Origin of the sequence: Novosphingobium sp. SG751A, assembly GCF_013149295.1 — a bacterium.
In the GTDB taxonomy this organism is placed as follows: domain Bacteria; phylum Pseudomonadota; class Alphaproteobacteria; order Sphingomonadales; family Sphingomonadaceae; genus Novosphingobium.
Genome location: NZ_JABGCB010000007.1, coordinates 39,324 through 56,488, shown reverse-complemented (window position 1 = coordinate 56,488; position 17,165 = coordinate 39,324). Strand labels below are relative to the sequence as shown.

At 64.1% G+C, this 17,165-nt stretch carries 13 protein-coding genes; 2 read left to right on the top strand and 11 right to left on the bottom strand.

Annotated elements, in window-relative coordinates; genetic code table 11:
* Window positions 1-109: 109 nt before the first annotated feature.
* Genes FHW96_RS10880 through FHW96_RS10865 form a run of 4 tightly spaced genes read right to left on the bottom strand, consistent with a single transcriptional unit; the run spans window position 110 to window position 4,591 of the window.
* A complete protein-coding gene (locus FHW96_RS10880) occupies window positions 110-1,489 on the bottom strand; it encodes an efflux transporter outer membrane subunit (protein WP_172340601.1) in 1,380 nt (459 codons plus the stop codon).
* Window positions 1,486-2,457: an HlyD family secretion protein gene (locus FHW96_RS10875; RefSeq protein WP_172340600.1), complete on the bottom strand. Its 972-nt coding sequence runs from the start codon at window positions 2,455-2,457 to the stop codon at window positions 1,486-1,488. The genes FHW96_RS10880 and FHW96_RS10875 overlap by 4 nt, the downstream gene beginning before the upstream one ends.
* 11 nt (window positions 2,458-2,468) lie before the next feature.
* The gene (locus tag FHW96_RS10870; protein ID WP_172340599.1) at window positions 2,469-2,699 is read right to left on the bottom strand and encodes a DUF1656 domain-containing protein; all 231 of its coding nucleotides are present in this window, start codon (window positions 2,697-2,699) and stop codon (window positions 2,469-2,471) included.
* Window positions 2,696-4,591 carry an FUSC family protein gene (locus FHW96_RS10865; RefSeq protein WP_172340598.1) on the bottom strand — a complete coding sequence of 632 codons (1,896 nt, stop codon included), beginning with the start codon at window positions 4,589-4,591 and terminating at the stop codon, window positions 2,696-2,698. The genes FHW96_RS10870 and FHW96_RS10865 overlap by 4 nt, the downstream gene beginning before the upstream one ends.
* A gap of 147 nt (window positions 4,592-4,738) precedes the next feature.
* Here FHW96_RS10865 and FHW96_RS10860 point away from each other — a divergent pair, with 147 nt between their 5' ends.
* A complete protein-coding gene (locus FHW96_RS10860) occupies window positions 4,739-5,623 on the top strand; it encodes a LysR family transcriptional regulator (RefSeq protein WP_172340597.1) in 885 nt (294 codons plus the stop codon).
* A 130-nt stretch (window positions 5,624-5,753) separates the two neighbouring features.
* Window positions 5,754-6,743 carry a VacJ family lipoprotein gene (locus tag FHW96_RS10855; protein ID WP_172340596.1) on the top strand — a complete coding sequence of 330 codons (990 nt, stop codon included), beginning with the start codon at window positions 5,754-5,756 and terminating at the stop codon, window positions 6,741-6,743.
* A 23-nt stretch (window positions 6,744-6,766) separates the two neighbouring features.
* Here the strand turns inward: FHW96_RS10855 and FHW96_RS10850 are convergent, their stop codons facing one another.
* The 7 genes from FHW96_RS10850 to FHW96_RS10820 form a co-directional block, all read right to left on the bottom strand.
* Entirely contained in the window at window positions 6,767-7,105 is a 339-nt protein-coding gene (locus FHW96_RS10850) for a P-II family nitrogen regulator (protein WP_172340595.1), read from the bottom strand.
* 14 nt (window positions 7,106-7,119) lie between these two features.
* Complete coding sequence (locus FHW96_RS10845; RefSeq protein WP_172340594.1) at window positions 7,120-10,251, bottom strand: efflux RND transporter permease subunit; 3,132 nt, start codon at window positions 10,249-10,251, stop codon at window positions 7,120-7,122.
* A complete protein-coding gene (locus tag FHW96_RS10840; protein ID WP_172340593.1) occupies window positions 10,248-11,384 on the bottom strand; it encodes an efflux RND transporter periplasmic adaptor subunit in 1,137 nt (378 codons plus the stop codon). The genes FHW96_RS10845 and FHW96_RS10840 overlap by 4 nt, the downstream gene beginning before the upstream one ends.
* 4 nt (window positions 11,385-11,388) lie before the next feature.
* Complete coding sequence (locus tag FHW96_RS10835) at window positions 11,389-12,618, bottom strand: TolC family protein (RefSeq protein ID WP_172340592.1); 1,230 nt, start codon at window positions 12,616-12,618, stop codon at window positions 11,389-11,391.
* 176 nt (window positions 12,619-12,794) lie between these two features.
* Window positions 12,795-14,177: an alkaline phosphatase family protein gene (locus tag FHW96_RS10830; RefSeq protein ID WP_172340591.1), complete on the bottom strand. Its 1,383-nt coding sequence runs from the start codon at window positions 14,175-14,177 to the stop codon at window positions 12,795-12,797.
* Window positions 14,177-16,435 carry a TonB-dependent receptor gene (locus FHW96_RS10825; protein WP_172340590.1) on the bottom strand — a complete coding sequence of 753 codons (2,259 nt, stop codon included), beginning with the start codon at window positions 16,433-16,435 and terminating at the stop codon, window positions 14,177-14,179. Before FHW96_RS10825 ends, FHW96_RS10830 begins: the two co-directional genes overlap by 1 nt.
* A gap of 127 nt (window positions 16,436-16,562) precedes the next feature.
* A complete protein-coding gene (locus tag FHW96_RS10820) occupies window positions 16,563-16,811 on the bottom strand; it encodes a GlsB/YeaQ/YmgE family stress response membrane protein (protein WP_172340589.1) in 249 nt (82 codons plus the stop codon).
* Window positions 16,812-17,165 lie beyond the last annotated feature (354 nt).

The following is a 17,165-nucleotide window of genomic DNA, read 5'->3' as shown; positions in this document are numbered from 1 at the left end:
ATTTCAACACCGCGCCCATCAACCTTGGCCGAAACCGAAGCGCAACACCGACAGTAATGGGATTGCAAAGGGACAAGTCCCTTTGCCCGCCGGAGGCGCTTCTAAAACCTCACCACCCACCACCAAGCGCCAGGAACAGATTGATTTGATCCAGCACCAGCGCTTCCTTGGCCGCCTGCTCGCGCTGCGCCGCCAGCAGCGCCGTGTTGCGCCCGCCGATGTCCACCTGCGCCGCGGCCTTGCCGCCCTCGCGCAACCGGCGGAGCTGGTCGGCGGTTTGGTCGGCGGCCTCGCGCGCCTCGGTCAGGGAAAGGAGGCGGTTATGGTTCTCGCCATAGGTGGAGATCGCGGTCTGCACCTCGCGCAGGGCGTTGAGTACTTTGCCGTCGAACTGGGCCAGCGCGCGGGCGGTATCGGCCTTGGCGGCGCGGACCTTGGCGCGCGGGCCTGCGCTGGGGAAATTCCAGTGGATCAGCCCGGCGATGCTCCAGCGATTGGTCGCCGCCTGGCCCAGATCTTCCAGAATGCCTGTGGTACCGCCGGTCAATCCGATGCCGATTTGCGGATAAAGCTCAGCGGTGGCCACGCCGATTCGGGCGGTGGCGGCGGCGAGTTGGCGCTCGGCGGCGCGGATGTCGGGGCGGCGCGCGATCATTGCTGCGCCATCGCCGGTGGGCAGCGGCTGCGACAATTTGGGCAGGTGGTGGCAGGCTTCGGCCTCGCGCGGATATTCATCGGGCGTGCGGCCCATCAGGAAGGCAAGCCGATAGAGCGCCGCGCGCGACTTGATCTTGTCGAGCGGCAGCGCGGCCCGCGCATCGGCCAGACGGGCCTTGGCGGCGGAAACCTCGATCGCGCTGCCCCGGCCTTCGGCCTGCAGGCGCTCGGCAAATTCGACCAGCCGCTCCTGCACTTCCACCGAATGCTCGACGATGGCTTCCATCTCCTGCGCGCCGCAGACCTCGACATAGGACTTGGCCACTTCGGCGGCCAGCGTCACCTTGACCGCATCGGCCAGTGCGCCAACAGCGCCTTCATCGGCCCGCGCGGCCTCGGCCCCCCGTTTCAGACGGCCGAACAGGTCGAACTGATAGCTGACCCCGCCGCCGACCGAGCCGAGATTCATGACCGGCAAAGGTTCGGTGAGCAGATAAGATTCGCCCGAAAGCCTTGCGCGCTGGGCGGCGGCCTCGACGGAAAATTCCGGCTCATTGGCGCCCTCGGCCGCCTCGGTCATCGCCCGCGCCCGGCCCAGAGATGCCGCCGCCACGCGCAATTCGGTGTTGGCGCTCAGCGCCTGTTCTTCGAGCCGATCCAGCACCGGATCGTCATAGAGATGCCACCAGCGCGGAGGCAGGGGGGCCTGCGCGGTCATGCCGTCGGCCTGCGACAATTTGGCCGAAACGGGCTTGGGCGCCTGATAATTCGGCCCCATCACGCATCCGCTTAACGCCAGCGCCGTGCAGGCCGTCAGTAACCCCCGCCTCACTTCGCGCCGTCCCGCGCCAGTGTGACCGAGGCGGTCCGCCCGGCGATCAGGGCAATGTCGGCGGGCGGATTGTCCAGCTTGATGCGCACCGGCACGCGCTGGGCCAGACGCACCCAGCTGAAGGAAGGATTGATCGCGGGCAGCATCTTGGAGCTGGCCAACCGGTCATGGTCCTCGATCGCGGCGGCCAGCGAGGCGACATGGCCGGTCAGCACCTTGCTCTCGCCCATCATGCGGATGGTGGCGGCCTGACCCACATGGACATGGGGCAGCTTAGTCTCCTCGAAATAGCCCTCGACGCGCAGCGAGGCGGTGTCGATCAGCGCCATCACCGGCGCGCCCGCGCTGACATAATTGCCCACGCGCAGGTTGAGGTCGGACATGCGCCCGTCGGTGGGCGCCACCACCCGCGTGCGCGCCCGGTTGAGCAGCGCCAGATCGCGCGCATCACGCGCCGCCGTCACCCGCGCCTCGGCCTCGGCCAGCATGGCGGATGCCTCGGCGGCTTTGGCCTGCGCCTCGGCGGCCTTGGACTGGCTCTGCTCGGTGGCCTCGGCGGCGACCAGATCGCCCAGCTTCTGGTTGCGCGTGGCGTCGCGGCGGGCCTGGGTCAGCACCACATTGGCGCTCTGGATCGCGGCGCGCGCGCGCGTCACATCGGCCTGCGCGCTCTGCAACTGGCTGTCGGCCTGGCGGATGGCCAGATCAAAGCGGGCCGGGTCGATCTGAAACAAGAGGTCACCCTTGCGCACGGCCTGATCGTGGGTGACGAAAACCTGTGTCACCAACCCGGCCACATCGGGCGCCACCTGCACCACATCGGCCCGCACGCGCCCGTCGCGCGTCCATGGATCGGCCTGATAATAGGTAATCAGCGCGCGCCCCGCCACAAGCGCGGCCGCCACCAGCACGCCGGTCACAGCATAGCGGACGACTTTGGAGCCAGCAGGAGAAAGCGAGAGAGTCATGGCAGGGGGCCTTATAGCGGGGAATGCAGCAGGGACGGCACAAGCGGCGGCAGCCACAGCGTGACCAGCGCCCAGACGAGAATGAACATCGCGGTGTCAAACAGCACAGGATGCCATACGAAACGATAAAAACGGATGGCGATCAACAGCCGGTGCAGCAGCAGCGCGATCAGCAGCGCGATGCAGCCATGCACGGGGGCCGCGTCAATATAGATGCCGCCAAGGATATATTCGGCGCTCATGCGTAACCTCCGGCGCGAAAGGCGGGGGCGTGGGGAAACAGATTGCGGCGCAGCGCCACCAGCGCGGCGCGGCCCTGTTCCGGCTCGGTGATCAGCGTGGCCGACGTGGCCAGTTGCGGCAAGGGCTGGCTTTGCGTCAGGCGCAGCGCAATGTCGATGGCCTCGAGCATTTCCTCAGGCGCCGCCGTGGCGCGCTTGTCGGACCAATGTGCGGTGCCAAGGCGCAGCATATGTTCGAGCGCGGCGGCAAGGGCGGGCGTGGCATGGCTGCGCAGATGCTGGATCTGGACGATGTTCATGGCGATGCGAATGTCGCGCAGGCCCGCCGTCGCCATATCGGTATCCGCGCCCAGACGCTGGGTGATGAGCGCGAGCTGATCGGTGCTGCGCCCAAGGGCAGCCAGCGCATCGGGCGGCGAGGAGGAGCGCGCCAACGCCACCAGATCACGTCGCATCCGTCCGTTCAGCCGGGCAATCGCCACATCCTTGCTGATCGTGGTCAGGCCCGCCGTCATCCCTGCGGCCACGATCATCGCCACGAACTGGGCCAGATTGGTGTTGAGGAAATGTGCAAAATCGGCGGTATAGGTTTCCTGCAAGGCCAGCGTGCTGCAAAAACCCATCATCAGCGCCAGCGAGAACAGGCCATAGCGCGGATTGGGCAGCAGGCTGCCAAAGAGCAGCAGCGCGGGCGAGAGCACCAGCACCAGCGGAAAGAACCCGTCGATCTGGGGCAGGATATAGAACAGATACAGCCCCGCCAGCGGCATGGCCGAGAGCGTGGCCACGCCGAAATTGAGGATGGCGGGCACCGGATTGTCCATCGCCGCAAACAGACAGCAGAACACCCCCGCCAGCGCGGCCGCCGAGGCGCCATCGTGCCAGCCCGAGAGGATCCAGATCGCGCAGACCACCAGAATGGTGAGCGTGGCCGCCACGCCCGCGATCAGCGCCGACATCGGATCGGCATGCAGTTCTATCGTGCCCTTCTGCTCCTGAGCCGAGAGCGGCGAGGGGCTTTGCGGATTGCCCAGATGGACCAGCAGCGCATCGCATTCGTCCAGCAGCACCCCCGCCTGCCGCCGCCTCAGTTCATAGCTTTCGCGCAGCAATTCGCTCCATTCGTCCTCGCCATCGCCGATCGCGCGCCGCCGGTCCGCCATGCCCGAGAGCACCGGCAAGAGCAGCAGCACGCGGCGCAGCAGCGCCTGTACGCTGGCGGTCGCCTCGCGCCAGTGGGATGTGTCGAAGGGGATGTGCGTGGCCAGCAGCGTGCATTCCACCGCATCGACGGCCAGTTGCTGGCGGTCGCGCAGCGAGGTGGTGGGCGCCGCTCCGCCCAGAATATCGTCATACCACCCGCGCGCATCGGCCAGCCAGCGTTTCAGGCGCGGCTCGAGCGCGGTGGCCACCGATTTGGGCCAGAGCAAACTGTGCGCCAGCGTGGCGCAGGTGATGCCCAGCACGATTTCGGTCACGCGCGCGGCGGCAATGTCGAACACCGCCTCGGGCCGGTCCACGGCGGGAAAGGCGATGATCGCGGCGGTATAGCCCGCCAGCATCAGCATATAGGCGCGCGGCGAGCGGTCGAGCAGCGAGACGGCCAGCGTGACCCCCACCCAGAGCGCGAGGGCAAGGCTGAGCAATTCGGGCCATTCCACCAGCATCGGCACCAGCGCGACCGCCACCGTGGCGCCGCCGCCCGTGCCGATCACGCGATAGATCGCCTTGGACCGGGTCGCGCCCGAGAGCGGGCTGGACACGATATAGGCCGTGCTCATCGCCCAAAAGGGCATGGGCAGGCCGACGAACAGGCTGATCCACAGAGCGAGCAGCGCGGCAAAGGCGGTCTTGGCGGAATAGGCCCATGCGGACCAATTGGGCAATGTCATGCGCAACGACCGCAGGCGGAATGGGGCAACAGATCGATCACGAAGGGGCGACTCGAAAGGGGGGACATCTGTGCCTTAGGCCTCCTTATGCCCTCATACCACACAGCAGTCTGGCGTTTAGCTATAAATATATTTATGGTATGGCTTATGTCGCTCCAACATCTGCGCACCTTTGTCGAAGTCTATCGCCAGCGCTCGATCAGCGGGGCCGCGCGCAGCCTTGGCCTGACGCAACCGGCGGTTTCCCAGCATATCGCCGCGCTTGAGGCTGCCATCGAGCGCGACTTGTTCACCCGCCAGCCCAAGGGCGTGATCCCCACGCTGGCGGGCGAGGAGCTGGCCGCCAGCCTTGGCGACCGGCTCGATATTGCCGAGGCGGCGCTGGCGGCGGCGCGGGCGCGCTCGTCCGACATGACGGGGTCGGTGCGATTGATCGGCCATGGCGATTTCCTGGCCGAGGTGGTGGCGCCGCGCCTGTTGCCGCTGCTCCATTCGGGCCTGCGCATCAGCCTGCATACCGGCGACCGTGAGGCGATCCGGCAGGGGCTGATCGAGGGCAATTACGACCTTGGCCTCTCTGCCTATGTGCTTGCCGACCGTCGGTTGCGCAGCGCGCGCATTCATGAAGAGCGCGTCTATGCCGTGGCCGCGCCGAGAGTTGCCGCGCGCATCATGGCGGCCCCTGATTTGCGCCGGGCGTTAATGGCCGAACCGGTGCTGGCCTATCATCTCGAACGTCCGCTGGTCGAGGATTGGCTGGTGGAAAACCGCCTGCCCGGCCCGCCTGTCAGCCCGGCGGTGGTGGGGCAGGATCTGCGCTGTCTGCGCAGCCTGTTGATGCAGGAATTCGGCTGGACTGCGCTGCCCGGCTATCTTTGCGGCGATCTGATTGCGCGAGGGCAATTGGCCGAAATCATCGCCCCGGTCGAGCGCCCCGTTCACACTTATTCGCTGGTCTGGTCGCCTGCTGCCCTGCGTCATCCGCGCGTGGCTTTTGCGCGAAATGCGTTAATGGCGGGCAGCTTTCCCTAAAAGGGACATTTTCCCACCGGTTTGTCGCAATTTGTCGTAGTTACCACTAGGCAGTCGGCACGAGTTCTCTACAAGGAATGTGCGATGGCGGGGGCCTGAGTTGGGGAACTGTGTAATGTGGGGACGGGCCGTGTCAGGTCGTGGGGGAAAGGACAGCCTGTTGAAGGGCGGGCTGGCGCTGGCATGGATGCTGGCCGCATCGCCCTGTTGGGCGCAATCGGTTTCAGCCGATGCTGCACCGGGCGTTGCTGCGCAGCATAGCGCGGGCGTGGCGCAGGATGCGGCAACAACGCCCAATGTTCCCCCGGTTCAGGACGCCGCTCCGACATCGGCTCAGCCTGCGGCATCCACCCCAGCTTCCGCCGAAACCCAGCCTGCCGAGCCGCCGCGTCACACCGGCCATCGTGGCGCCGAGGAAGAGCCCGGCATCGTGGTTTCCTCGCGTCCGCTGGCGCCCGATCCCGGCCGAGCCATCAATCAGGCCTCCTTTGCCGTGACACAGGCGATTGACAATGCGGTGCTCGAACCCTTTTCCAAAGGGTATGAAGCGGTCGTGCCTTCGCCGGTGCGCGATGGCATTCACAATGCGCTTTATAACCTGCGCGAACCGGTGATCGCGGCCAATTTCCTGATGCAGCACAAGATCGGCAAGACGGCCGAGACCGTGGCCCGTTTTGTCCTCAATTCGACGATCGGTCTGGCCGGGATCTTTGATATGGCCAAGCGCAAGCCGTTCAGAATGCCTTTTCGTGAAAACGGTTTTGCCGATACGATGGGCTTTTATGGTGTGCCTAACGGGCCGTATATTTACATGCCCTTGTTCGGATCGACGACCCTGCGCGATCTGACCGGGCGCATTGTGGATCGTGCGGCCTTGCCTCTGGCAATCGGCCGCAATGTCCTGCCGACGGCGGCCGTCGTGCCGATGATCGTTCTGGGGATTGTTGATCGCCGCGTGGTCAACAAGGAGCGGCTGCGGCAGGAAAAGGAAGCAGCCGATCCCTATACGACCACCCGCGACAATTATCTGCGCCGTCGGGCCGATCAGATCGAGGGTCTGCGCCATCCTCATGGCGAGGGCGAAGGCGGCAAAAAGGCCGAAAAAGAAGAAGAGGGCTGATCGCCAGCCCTCTTCGTCCATGCTTAATCCTCTGCCTCGGCGGCGATGAACAGACATTGTTCGACCCGCATGGTCCAGATCAGCCCGTCGCCCTGGCGGGCGGTGCGGGTGATCTGGCGGATCGTGTCATAGATCGGCTTGGCATTGGCCTCGTCCACGACGATGTGGATCATGGATTTGGGCGTGAAATCGACCAGATCCTGCTTGATCGTCCATGGATTGTTGCCCAGCTTTCCCGTGCCGCTGCACCCTTCGACGCGGGCCACGGTCATGCCGGGAAATTCCGGCAATTGCCGCAGCGCCACGCGCAGCATTTCAAGACGGCTGGGCCGAACTACGGCGCGGATTTCAATCATGGCCATGGTGTTTTCTCCCCTCAGGCCTCGACGCGTTCATCATCAAAGAAGCGATAGATCGTGGGCAGCACCACCAGCGTCAGCACCGTGGAGGTAATCAGCCCCCCGATCACCACGATGGCCAGCGGCTTTTGCACCTCCGACCCCGGCCCTGTGGCGAACAGGAACGGGATGAGGCCCAGCAGAGCCACGGTCGCCGTCATCATCACCGGGCGGAAACGCAGGGTTGCCCCCTGAACCACCGCCTCGCGCACCGATTTGCCCTCATCGCGCAGGTTGCGGATATAGGAGACCAGCACCACGCCGTTGAGCACCGCAATGCCCCAGAGCGCGATAAAGCCCACCGAGGCCGGCACCGAGAGATATTCCCCCGTCACCGCCAGCCCCACGATCCCGCCGATGGAGGCAAAGGGCAGCACCAGAATGATGAGCGAGGCCAGACGCAGCGAGTTGAACAGCACGAACAGCAGGAAGAAGATCGCCGCCACCGTGATCGGCACGATGATCATCAAATGGCCCAGCGCGCGCTCCATATTCTGGAATTGCCCGCCCCATTCGAGATAATAACCATCGGGCAGCTTGATCTGTTTATCGACCTTCTGCTGAAGCTCGGCCACGAAGCCGCCAAGGTCGCGGCCTTTGACATTCATGCCGATGACGATGCGGCGCTTGCCCATTTCGCGGCTGATCTGCGCGGGGCCGTCCGACACTACCACTTTGGCCACGTCCGCCAGACGCGCCTGCGCGCCGCCCGGCGAGGTGATCAGCAGGTTCGAGATCGCCTCGATATTGTTGCGATAGGCTTCGGGCAGGCGGACCACGCCGGGGAAGCGGCGCTCGCCTTCAAAGATCTCGGTGGCCTGTTTGCCCCCCACAGCCGTTTCGAGCAGATCATTCACATCGGCCACATTGAGGCCAAAGCGCGCCAGCGCCGCCCGGTCGATCTCGATGGAGAGATATTGCTGGCCGCTGACCTTTTCGATGCGCAGATCTTCGGCGCCTTGCAGCGATTGACCCACGCGGGCGATTTCCTCGGCCACGCGCTTCAATTCGTCCATGTCATCGCCAAACACCTTGACCGCGATGTCGGAGCGCACGCCTGTCACCATTTCGTCCACACGGTCGGAAATGGGCTGGGCCATGACGATCTGCACGCCGGGCAGAGCTTTAAGCTTTTCGCGCATCGCGTCGGCAATATCGTCCTGATTCCACCCCTTGGGCCATTCCTCGCGCGGTTTCAGGCTGACGATGGGGGTGGATTCATTGGGGCCTTGCGGATCGGCCGGGCTTTCGCCGCGACCCACGCCCGACACCGCCGATTTGACGCCGGGCACCTGCATGATCAGGCGCATGCCCTCCATCTCGATCTTGATCGATTCATCCAGAGCGATGTTGGGCACACGGTTGATGCCGGGCACCACCGAGCCTTCCTTCATTTCGGGAATGAAGGCCGTGCCAAGGAAGGGCAGGATCGCCAGCGTCGCCAGAAAGCCGCCCACGGCAAGGCTGATCGTGCGCTTTTCATTGCCCAGCGCCCAATGCAGCATCCGCAGATAGTACTTCTTCATCACCTTGATGACGCGGGTGTCGTGGTCTTCCTCGCCCCCGTGGCTGCCCTCATGGGCCTTAGGCGCCTTGAGCAGATAGGAGGACAGCACCGGCGTCACCGTCAGCGACAGCACCAACGAAATGGCCAGCGCGATGGCGATCGTATAGGCCAGCGGAGAGAACATCTTGCCCTCCATCCCCTGCAGCGTCATCAGCGGGAGGAAGACGAGGATGATGATCCCCACGCCAAAGATCACCGGCGTCGCCACCTCGACCACGGCGCGCAGGATGATACGGATCTTGCTTTCCCCGCTGTCGCGCGTCTGGCCCAGCAGGAGGAAGGCGTTTTCCACCACCACCACCGACCCATCGACCATCAGGCCGATGGCGATGGCAAGGCCCCCCAGCGACATGAGATTGGCCGAGATGCCAAGGTAATTCATGCAGATGAACGTCAGCAGCGGCGTCAGCACCAGTGTGGACACCACGATGACCGAGGACCGCACATCGCCTAGAAAGACGAACAGCACGATCACCACCAGCACGATGCCTTCCATCAGCACCTTGACCACGGTGTGGATGGCCGCATCGACCAGTTCGGAACGGTCGTAATAGGGCGCGATCTTGAGGCCATCGGGCAACATGCCCTTGCTGTTGATCTGCTCGACGCGCTCCTTGATCTTGGTGACGATGGCCTTGGCATTGCCGCCCGCCATCATCAGCGCGATCCCGCCCACGCTTTCAGTCACGCCATTCTTGATCAGCGCGCCGTCGCGCACGCCCGGCCCGATCTTCACCTCGGCCACATCGCGCAGATAGACTGGCGTGGCCGCGCTTTCGCGGATGACGATCGATCGCAGGTCGTCCTCGCTTTTGACCAGACCCACGCCCCGGATCAGATATTGTTCGGCATATTGGGGCAGCACGCCGCCGCCCGCATTGGCATTGTTGCGGGCCACCGCCTGATAGACCTCGGCCACGCTGACCGAATAGTGGCGCAGCTGATCGGGGTTGACCAGAACCTGATATTGCTTGGCAAAGCCGCCCTGCGAATTGATCTCGGCCACGCCGGGAATCGAGCGCAGCAGCGGGCGCACCACCCAGTCCTGCACCGTCCGGCGGCGGGTTAATTCCTCTTGAGACAGCACTGAATTGCCGTCACCCGGCTTGTCCAGCGTATATTGATAGACCTCGCCAAGGCCCGTCGAGACCGGGCCCAGCACCGGGGCAATGCCCGGCTGCATTTTCGAGCCGACCTCGATCAAGCGCTCCATCACCAATTGGCGCGCGAAATAGACATTGGTCTTGTCGGTAAAGACCAGTGTGATCAGCGACAGGTTAGGCTTGTTGAGCGAGCGCATCTCCTCAAGGCCGGGCAGGCCCGTCATCGCCACTTCGATGGGCACGGTGGCCATGCGCTCCACCTCTTCGGGGCTGCGGCCCCAAGCCTCGGTGGCAATCTGGACCTGAACATTGGTCACATCGGGAAAGGCATCGACCGACAGTTTCGACGCTGCATTCAGGCCAAAGCCCAAAAGCACCGCCGCCACCACGATCACGATCAGGCGCTGTTGCAGCGCCGCGCGTATCAGGGACTGGATCATTGGCCTTCCAATGCCTGCCGGTTGCGCTCGTTATTCAGATGGAAGGCGCCTTCGATGGCGATGCGCTCGCCCGGCTTGACGCCCGAAATCACCACCCTCTTGCCCGCGACCTCCTCGCCCAGCGACACAGCGCGGATGCGGAATTTGGAAGGCGCGGTTTCGACAAAGACATAGTCCTTGTTGTTCTCGCGCACGATGGCCGCATTGGGCACCACGGGCTGCTTTTCGGGCGTGGCCGTCACCAGCATGGTGGCCAGCATCTGGGGCTTCAACTCCCCGCTGCGATTATCCAGCTCGGTGCGCACCACCACGGTGCGCGTCTTGGGATCGACCACCTGGCCCACATAGACCAGCTTTCCCTCACGCTTGGCCCCGCCCAGCGCGGGAATTTCCAGCGCAACGGTCTGGCCCTGTTTCACGAAACGCACCTGTTGTTCGGGCACCAGCGCGGTGGCCCAGAGCTTGGACAGATCGGCCACCACGAACAAAGCGTCGGCCGGCTGCACCACTTGCCCCAGTGCCAGATTGCGTTCGACCACCACCCCGTTCATCGTCGAAAGGATCGGGGTGGAGGAGGAAATCACCCCTTGCCCCCCCAATTGCCCCAGCGCCGAGGCCGATACGCCCAGCAGGCGCAATTGATCGGCGGCGGCGCGCATTTCGGCATGCGAAATGCTGGCCTCGCTCTGGCGGCGCTGCAATTCGGCCGCCGCGATCACATCGGCGGCGTAAAGCTGCTGGGCGCGTTCGGCGGCGCGGCGGTTCAGCTCATATTGCGAGCGAGCGCGCAGATAAGCGAGCTGCTGCGTGGAAAGGTCCGAGCTGTTGATCCGGCCCAGCACTGTCCCGCGCGCCACGTTCTGGCCGATATTGGCGGCCATGTCGGTCACGCGGCCCGTCACGGTCGCGCCGATGCGCGCCACGCGGTTTTCGTCAAACGTGATCTGGCCCGCTACGCGCAGCGTATCGGACACAGCCTCGACGCCCACCGGGGCGACTTTGACGCGGCCCTGCATATTGGCGCCGGCGGCCACCGTCTCGGGGTCGATCTTGGGCTTGGCGGCTTTTTCATCATCGCCGCAGGCGCAAAGCGCCAAGGACAGAGCCAGCGCCACAAAAGGAAATTTGTTCATGGGTTTATCTCTGCGCAAGATTGGAGCTGAGCCGCTGGATTTCGACCAGCGCCACGGCAAGATCGAAACGGCTGTTGATAAGATCGGCGCGCGCGCTACGGAAAACGCGCTGGGCGTCCAGAACGTCGATCAACCCGCGTTCGCCAAAGCGATAGGCCGCCTCGGCGACCTTGAGCGCCGATTGCGCCTGCGACACCACGCCGCCTTCCAGCGCGGCGACCGTGTTCTGGGCGATCTCATATTGTTTGTACGCGATCACCAGTTCCTGACGGACCGCATATTCGCGCGCCTCAAGCCCCAGCGTGGACTTGGACAACTGCGCCTCGGCGGCGGCCACCGGTCCCTTGCGTCGGTCCCAGATGGGCACGGTCAGGCTGACGCCAAAACGGGTCTGATCCTGCTCAGCGTCGCCGCTGCGTTCGGCGCGCAGCGCGATCTGCGGCAAACGCAGCGCCTCTTCGGTACGCAGGCGATAGCGCGCCTGATCCTGTTGCGCGCGGGCCTGAACCAGATCGGGGTTGGTGTGCGCGACCTGCTCGACCAATTCGTCAAACGGCGGCAATTTGGGCAAGGTCTGCAAACGGCCCGTCACGGTGAAATTTTCCGGCAGGGCGGGGCCTACCATCATCCGCAACTGGCTGCGCGCCTGTTGAACCCGCAGCGCGGCGGCGGCGGCGGTCTTTTGCACGTTGAGCAATTCGGCCTCGGCGCGGATCGACTCGAATTTGGCCGTTTCGCCCTGCTTGACGCTGAAGGACACCTTTTGCTGCATCGAGCGTACGATGCCGACATCTTCCTCGGCCACGACCTGTTCGGCGCTGCGGCGCAGCAGGTCGTAATAGGCCATGCGCAGATTGGCGAGCCAGTTGGTCACCTGCCCGGCAAAGCCCGCCTCGCTGGCCGCCAATCCGGCGCGGGCCGCCTCGATGCGCGGCGTGCGCGAAAAGGGCAGGTCGAGCGGCTGCGACAAGCTGTAGCTGGTGGCGGTGCCTGAAATCCCGCTGGCCACTGGCTTGTATCGCATGGGGCCGGTCATGAATTCGACCGTGGGGTTGGGCAGGGCGCGCGCGGTGCTCACCTCGCTGCGGGCGATGGCGACATCGCGCTGAGCAGCCTGAAGAGCAGGATTGGTGTCCTGAGCCAATTGCTCAAGATGATCGAGAGTATAGTTTTCCTGTGCCATGGCGTTTCCGCCGCTCAGCAGAAAAAGCACCAGAATATGGTGTGATCGCATCAGTAATCGAACTCCGCGAGGGCTTAATCCCGTATTTCCAGAACCCTCCCGACGGACGACTGACTATACTATGTTCTATCGCTGTCGGATTGTGGGGTATGGGAAAGCCGGCGGAGCGGCAAATAAAAATCCAATAAACAATTTGCATTTGACGCGCAGGTGCAAGGCCCTGCGCGTCAGAGATTTGAGAAGGTGATGGCGGGCGCCTCGGCCTGATCCAGCCGCGCGCCCATGATCCGCGCCAGCGTGGGCGCAATCGCGCGCATGTCGATCTCGCCCAGATCGCGGCCTTTGGGCACGCCCGGCCCGGCCATGATAAAGGTTGAGCGCATGCGCGGATCGCCGGGGAAGAAGCCGTGCATCCCCTTGTAGGGCGGCACAAAACGCAGCGGCAGGCCCGGCGCGATAAAGCCGGTGGCCAGCATCGGCGGGGCAAGGTTAAGATAGAAGCTGGCCTGAGGATTGCCGCCCGCCTTGGCGATGGCATCGCCCTCCAGCATATCGGTGATGCGATTGGCCGGATCACCTTTCAGGCCCAGCAGCAGGTCGCGCACCCTGGCCACCAGCGCCGCATCATCGGGCCGCGCCAGCACCACCGCCACCGACCCGCCCGAGGCCCATGCCGCCGCGTCCCAACTCTCGATCTTTTGCCGCCCCAGCGGATCGGGCGCGGACAGGCGGATAAGGCCCGCATCAATCAGCGCGCGGCTCAGGTTAAAGGCATTGTCCACTGGGGCAAAGCCATGATCGGAGACCAGCGCGATCACCGCATCGGGATGCGCCTTGCGCTCGGCGGTCACCAACCGGCCGACGATGGTGTCAAGCCCTTCCAGCACGGCATGGCCGGCCGCGCTGTCGGGCCCGGTCTCATGCTCGGTATGGTCCAGAGCGGCCAGATAGACGGTCAGGAAATCGGGATGATGCGTGGCGATCAAGCGGGCGGCAAACCGCCCCCGCGTCTGGTCGGCGGCTAAATCCTCGGCTTTGCCCGGCGCGTAGGGGCCTTCCTTGGCCTCCAGTTCCGGCAACAGGCCGGGGGTGGCAAGCGCGGCCAACAGTTTGGCGTCATCTTCATGCCCGGTGCGCCAGATCTGCGGCAGGTTCCAGCCGATCCTTGCCCCCACGCTGACGGGCCAGTGGACATTGCCGGTGGTCAGCCCGCGCGCCCGCGCCGCGTCCCACAGGGTCGGCACCTTGATGTCGGCGCCATACCAGTACCAGCCGTCCTGATTGATCGCGGTGGGGTCGAAGGTCACATTGTTGACCACGCCATGATGGGCCGGATCGACCCCGGTGATCAGCGTCGTATGGCTGGGATAGGTCAGCGTGGGGAGCACGCCCACCACGCCGCCCGCATGCGCACCTTCGGCCAGCAGCGCGCGCAGGGCCGGGATTTTTAATCCGCGCCGGTCGGCCTCGATCACATCGCCCGGCCGCAATCCGTCGATGGAGATCAGCAGCACCGGGTGATGCGCCGGTTTTGTTGCCGGTTTCGCCGTGGCGGCAGGGATGCACCCCACCGCCAGCAACAGACCCAGAAGCGCGGATTTCACACCCATCAGAAGCCCGCCTTGACCGTGCCGAACACCGCGCGCGGCGCGCCTACCATCAAGGTCTGGTTGTCGCCGCTGAAGCCGAAGCCATTGGTGCCGATGGTCGAGACATATTTCACATCGAACAGGTTTGTCGCATTGACCTGAAGCTCGATGGGGCGGTCCGAGAAGGGCGTCTTGACGCGATAGCCGATGCTGGCGTCAACCAGCGTGCGCCCGCCCACGAACTGATCATTCGTATAGGTGAAATAGCGCTTCGACATGTAATTGACCGCAACCCGGCCAAAGATCACCTTGTTGTCATAGGCCAGTTCGGCGCGGGCCAGATGCTTGGGCGCATCCACCGTGGTCTTGCCGACCAGCCTGTAGGTGCCGATGTCGTCGCGATAGGTGCTGTCATTATAGGCATAGGACAGGGTGGTGGAGAAACCATGGCCCAGACGGGCGTTGACCAGCGCCTCGATGCCTGCCGAGCGCACACCGCCCACGTTCGAAAGCAGATTGGCCGAACCCACGATCCCGGCGGCGGTGGGGATCACCAGCAGGCGATTGTGGAAGTTGGTCAGATAGGCGCCCAGCGTGGCATTGATGCGCGCGTCCGAATAGCGATAGCCGGCCTCATACGTGTCCGAGCTTTCGGGCTTCAGGCTGCCTTTCACCGCGTCGAACCCGGCCTGCGTGGCCGAGAAGGGGCCGCTGGTGGTGGCGGATTGATAGGCGCGGGTGGACTGGGCAAAACCGGCGTAGATTTCACTGTTGCCGCCGATCTTATAGGCCGCGCCGATGGTGGGCTGGAACCAGTCCTTGGCCGCGATCCGGCCCGAGGCGCGACCGCCCGCGATCACGGGGGTGGCCTTGTTGATGACGGCAAAGCCCTTCCAGCCCAGATTGATGGTCAGGTCGCCATATTTCACCGTATCGGCCACATGATATTGCAGCGTCTCGGTGGCAAAGTTCAGCTCCCACTGGGTGGCGAAGGGGTTGCTGGGCCAGTCGAGCAGGCCCTGACCCGGATCGGTGCGGCTGAGCACGGCGTAATAGCGGCGGGCCTGATTGAAGGCATTGTGTTCCCACCAGCCGCCGACGGTCAGCTTATGCGCGCCGATCTCGCCGTCGATATGGCCAAAGATGCCGCCGCGCTTGATCGCATATTCGGTGGTGCGCAGCGAGAGCGGGATGCCGTTCGGGCTGTTGACATAGGGCGTCCACCAGAGGCCGCGGCCCTTGTTGTCATGATAATAGCCCTTGATCTCGCCGGTGAACTTCTCGCTCAACCGGGTCTTGGCGCCGATCCAGCCGAGGAAATCCTTGCGCAGACCGCCGCCCGAATAATAAGCGTCATCGGCATTGGCAAAGGGGGCGGGCCATGCCGTGCCCGCCGAAGGATTGGTGGCCACCGCGCCCGAATAGCCATTGTTGGCGGCCACATCGGCCACCTTCACGGCCAGCGCGTAATTGTTTGAGATATTGTCCCAGTTATAGCCGAGGCGGCCCAGCATTTCGAGGCTGAGATCCTGATAATCGACCTCGGCGCGGTCGGAATAGGAGCCATAGGCCGACAATTCGGTCGCGCCCACCTTGCCCACGATCTTGGCGTTCACCAGCGTCTGGCGCTGCTGACCATAGCCCTTCCACTTGGCGGTTTCGTGGTGATCGACCGAAATAAAGCCGCGCACGTTGCCATTGGCATCGGCCGCATTGACTCGGCCAAAGGTGCGCCAGCTGTTGAAGCTGCCATAGGTGGCCGCGCCGTCCAGCGCGAAATGGTCGAGCGGGTCCATGCTGGAAAATTCGACCGTGCCGCCAAGGTTGTTGGTCGCCTGCGTGCCCAGGGCGCCTGCGCCCTGTGTCACGCGGGTGGCGCCGATATTGTCGGTGATGATTGCGCGGCTGACATGCAGTCCGTTGAGGTTGCCATAGGTGGCATCGCCCAGCGGTACGCCGTCGAGGGTGAAGCCAAGCTGGTTCTGATTAAAGCCGCGGATCGAGACGCGCGTGGCCCATTCATACGAACCGAACGGATCGGCGCTCTGGAAATTGACGCTGGGCAGGTTCTCGATGGCCTTGAACGGGCTGGTGCCGGGCACCAGCACGGCCAGATCCTTGGTGGTCAGCGTTTGCGCCTGACGCACGATGCCTTGCCCCACCACGACGATGGCGTCCGATTCGCCCGCATCGACGGCGGCGGGCGCCTCGGCGGCATGGGCGATGCCAAGCGGGCAAAGCGCGCTGGCGGCAAGCAGAAGATGGCAAAGTTTGGACATGACGACCCCCATGTGCGTGAATGCAGTGATGGGGCGCGGCCTAAGACTGGCCTGTTACGGACAAGTGGCGGAACAGAGGCGCTTTGGTGACGTTTGTGTGAAGATTACAAGACGTTGCTTATTTACATCAATGCCAGCCCATATGCCGCCCGATGAAGATCAGCGCCATAGCCCCCACCACCGAGGCGAGGAACCCGGCCGGGCGGGCGGGGCGCCCCACATCGCCGCGATTGACCACCAGATCGGCCAGCAGCGATCCCCCGATGCCCAGCAGAATCGTCATCCACCACCCCATCGGCACCGTGCCCAGATAAACGAAGCGGGCGATCAGCCCGACAACAAGCCCGGAAAACAGCGCGGCGATCAGGCGGAACATCGGTTTTCTCCGGAAGGGTTGGGTGTTGTAGAAGATTAGTACAGTCCGGCGCGAAGCGCAAAGCCGATCCGCAAGGCACATGCAGATGTGGAGAACTTTTTTGCTTTTTGCCCAATTTGACGCTTGCATGACAGGCCAATGCCCGATTTCCGCCGCGTCGCCGCGCCAGCGGATGGGCGCGGTTAAAATGCGCGACGGGGCGCTTTCCTCTTGCGCATGTTTCCGCCTTTGAGGCACAACAAGTTGTGGCCGGTGAAGGGCACCGACCTCTATCCCTAGTTTCGGTTGCTTGAGGCAGGAATGCCTCGATGCGAGACGATTCTGTGGAAAAGAGCAGCCCCTGCAAGCGCCGGA

Bases quoted from the DNA above. Each gene is read 5' to 3' on its own strand.
- FHW96_RS10820 (WP_172340589.1), bottom strand. From the start codon at position 16,811: ATGTTCCGCCTGATCGCCGCGCTGTTTTCCGGGCTTGTTGTCGGGCTG.
- FHW96_RS10860 (WP_172340597.1), top strand. From the start codon at position 4,739: ATGTCGCTCCAACATCTGCGCACCTTTGTCGAAGTCTATCGCCAGCGC.
- FHW96_RS10875 (WP_172340600.1), bottom strand. From the start codon at position 2,457: ATGACTCTCTCGCTTTCTCCTGCTGGCTCCAAAGTCGTCCGCTATGCT.
- FHW96_RS10835 (WP_172340592.1), bottom strand. From the start codon at position 12,618: ATGCGATCACACCATATTCTGGTGCTTTTTCTGCTGAGCGGCGGAAAC.
- FHW96_RS10870 (WP_172340599.1), bottom strand. From the start codon at position 2,699: ATGAGCGCCGAATATATCCTTGGCGGCATCTATATTGACGCGGCCCCC.
- FHW96_RS10850 (WP_172340595.1), bottom strand. From the start codon at position 7,105: ATGGCCATGATTGAAATCCGCGCCGTAGTTCGGCCCAGCCGTCTTGAA.
- FHW96_RS10830 (WP_172340591.1), bottom strand. From the start codon at position 14,177: ATGGGTGTGAAATCCGCGCTTCTGGGTCTGTTGCTGGCGGTGGGGTGC.
- FHW96_RS10825 (WP_172340590.1), bottom strand. From the start codon at position 16,435: ATGTCCAAACTTTGCCATCTTCTGCTTGCCGCCAGCGCGCTTTGCCCG.
- FHW96_RS10865 (WP_172340598.1), bottom strand. From the start codon at position 4,591: ATGACATTGCCCAATTGGTCCGCATGGGCCTATTCCGCCAAGACCGCC.
- FHW96_RS10845 (WP_172340594.1), bottom strand. From the start codon at position 10,251: ATGATCCAGTCCCTGATACGCGCGGCGCTGCAACAGCGCCTGATCGTG.
- FHW96_RS10840 (WP_172340593.1), bottom strand. From the start codon at position 11,384: ATGAACAAATTTCCTTTTGTGGCGCTGGCTCTGTCCTTGGCGCTTTGC.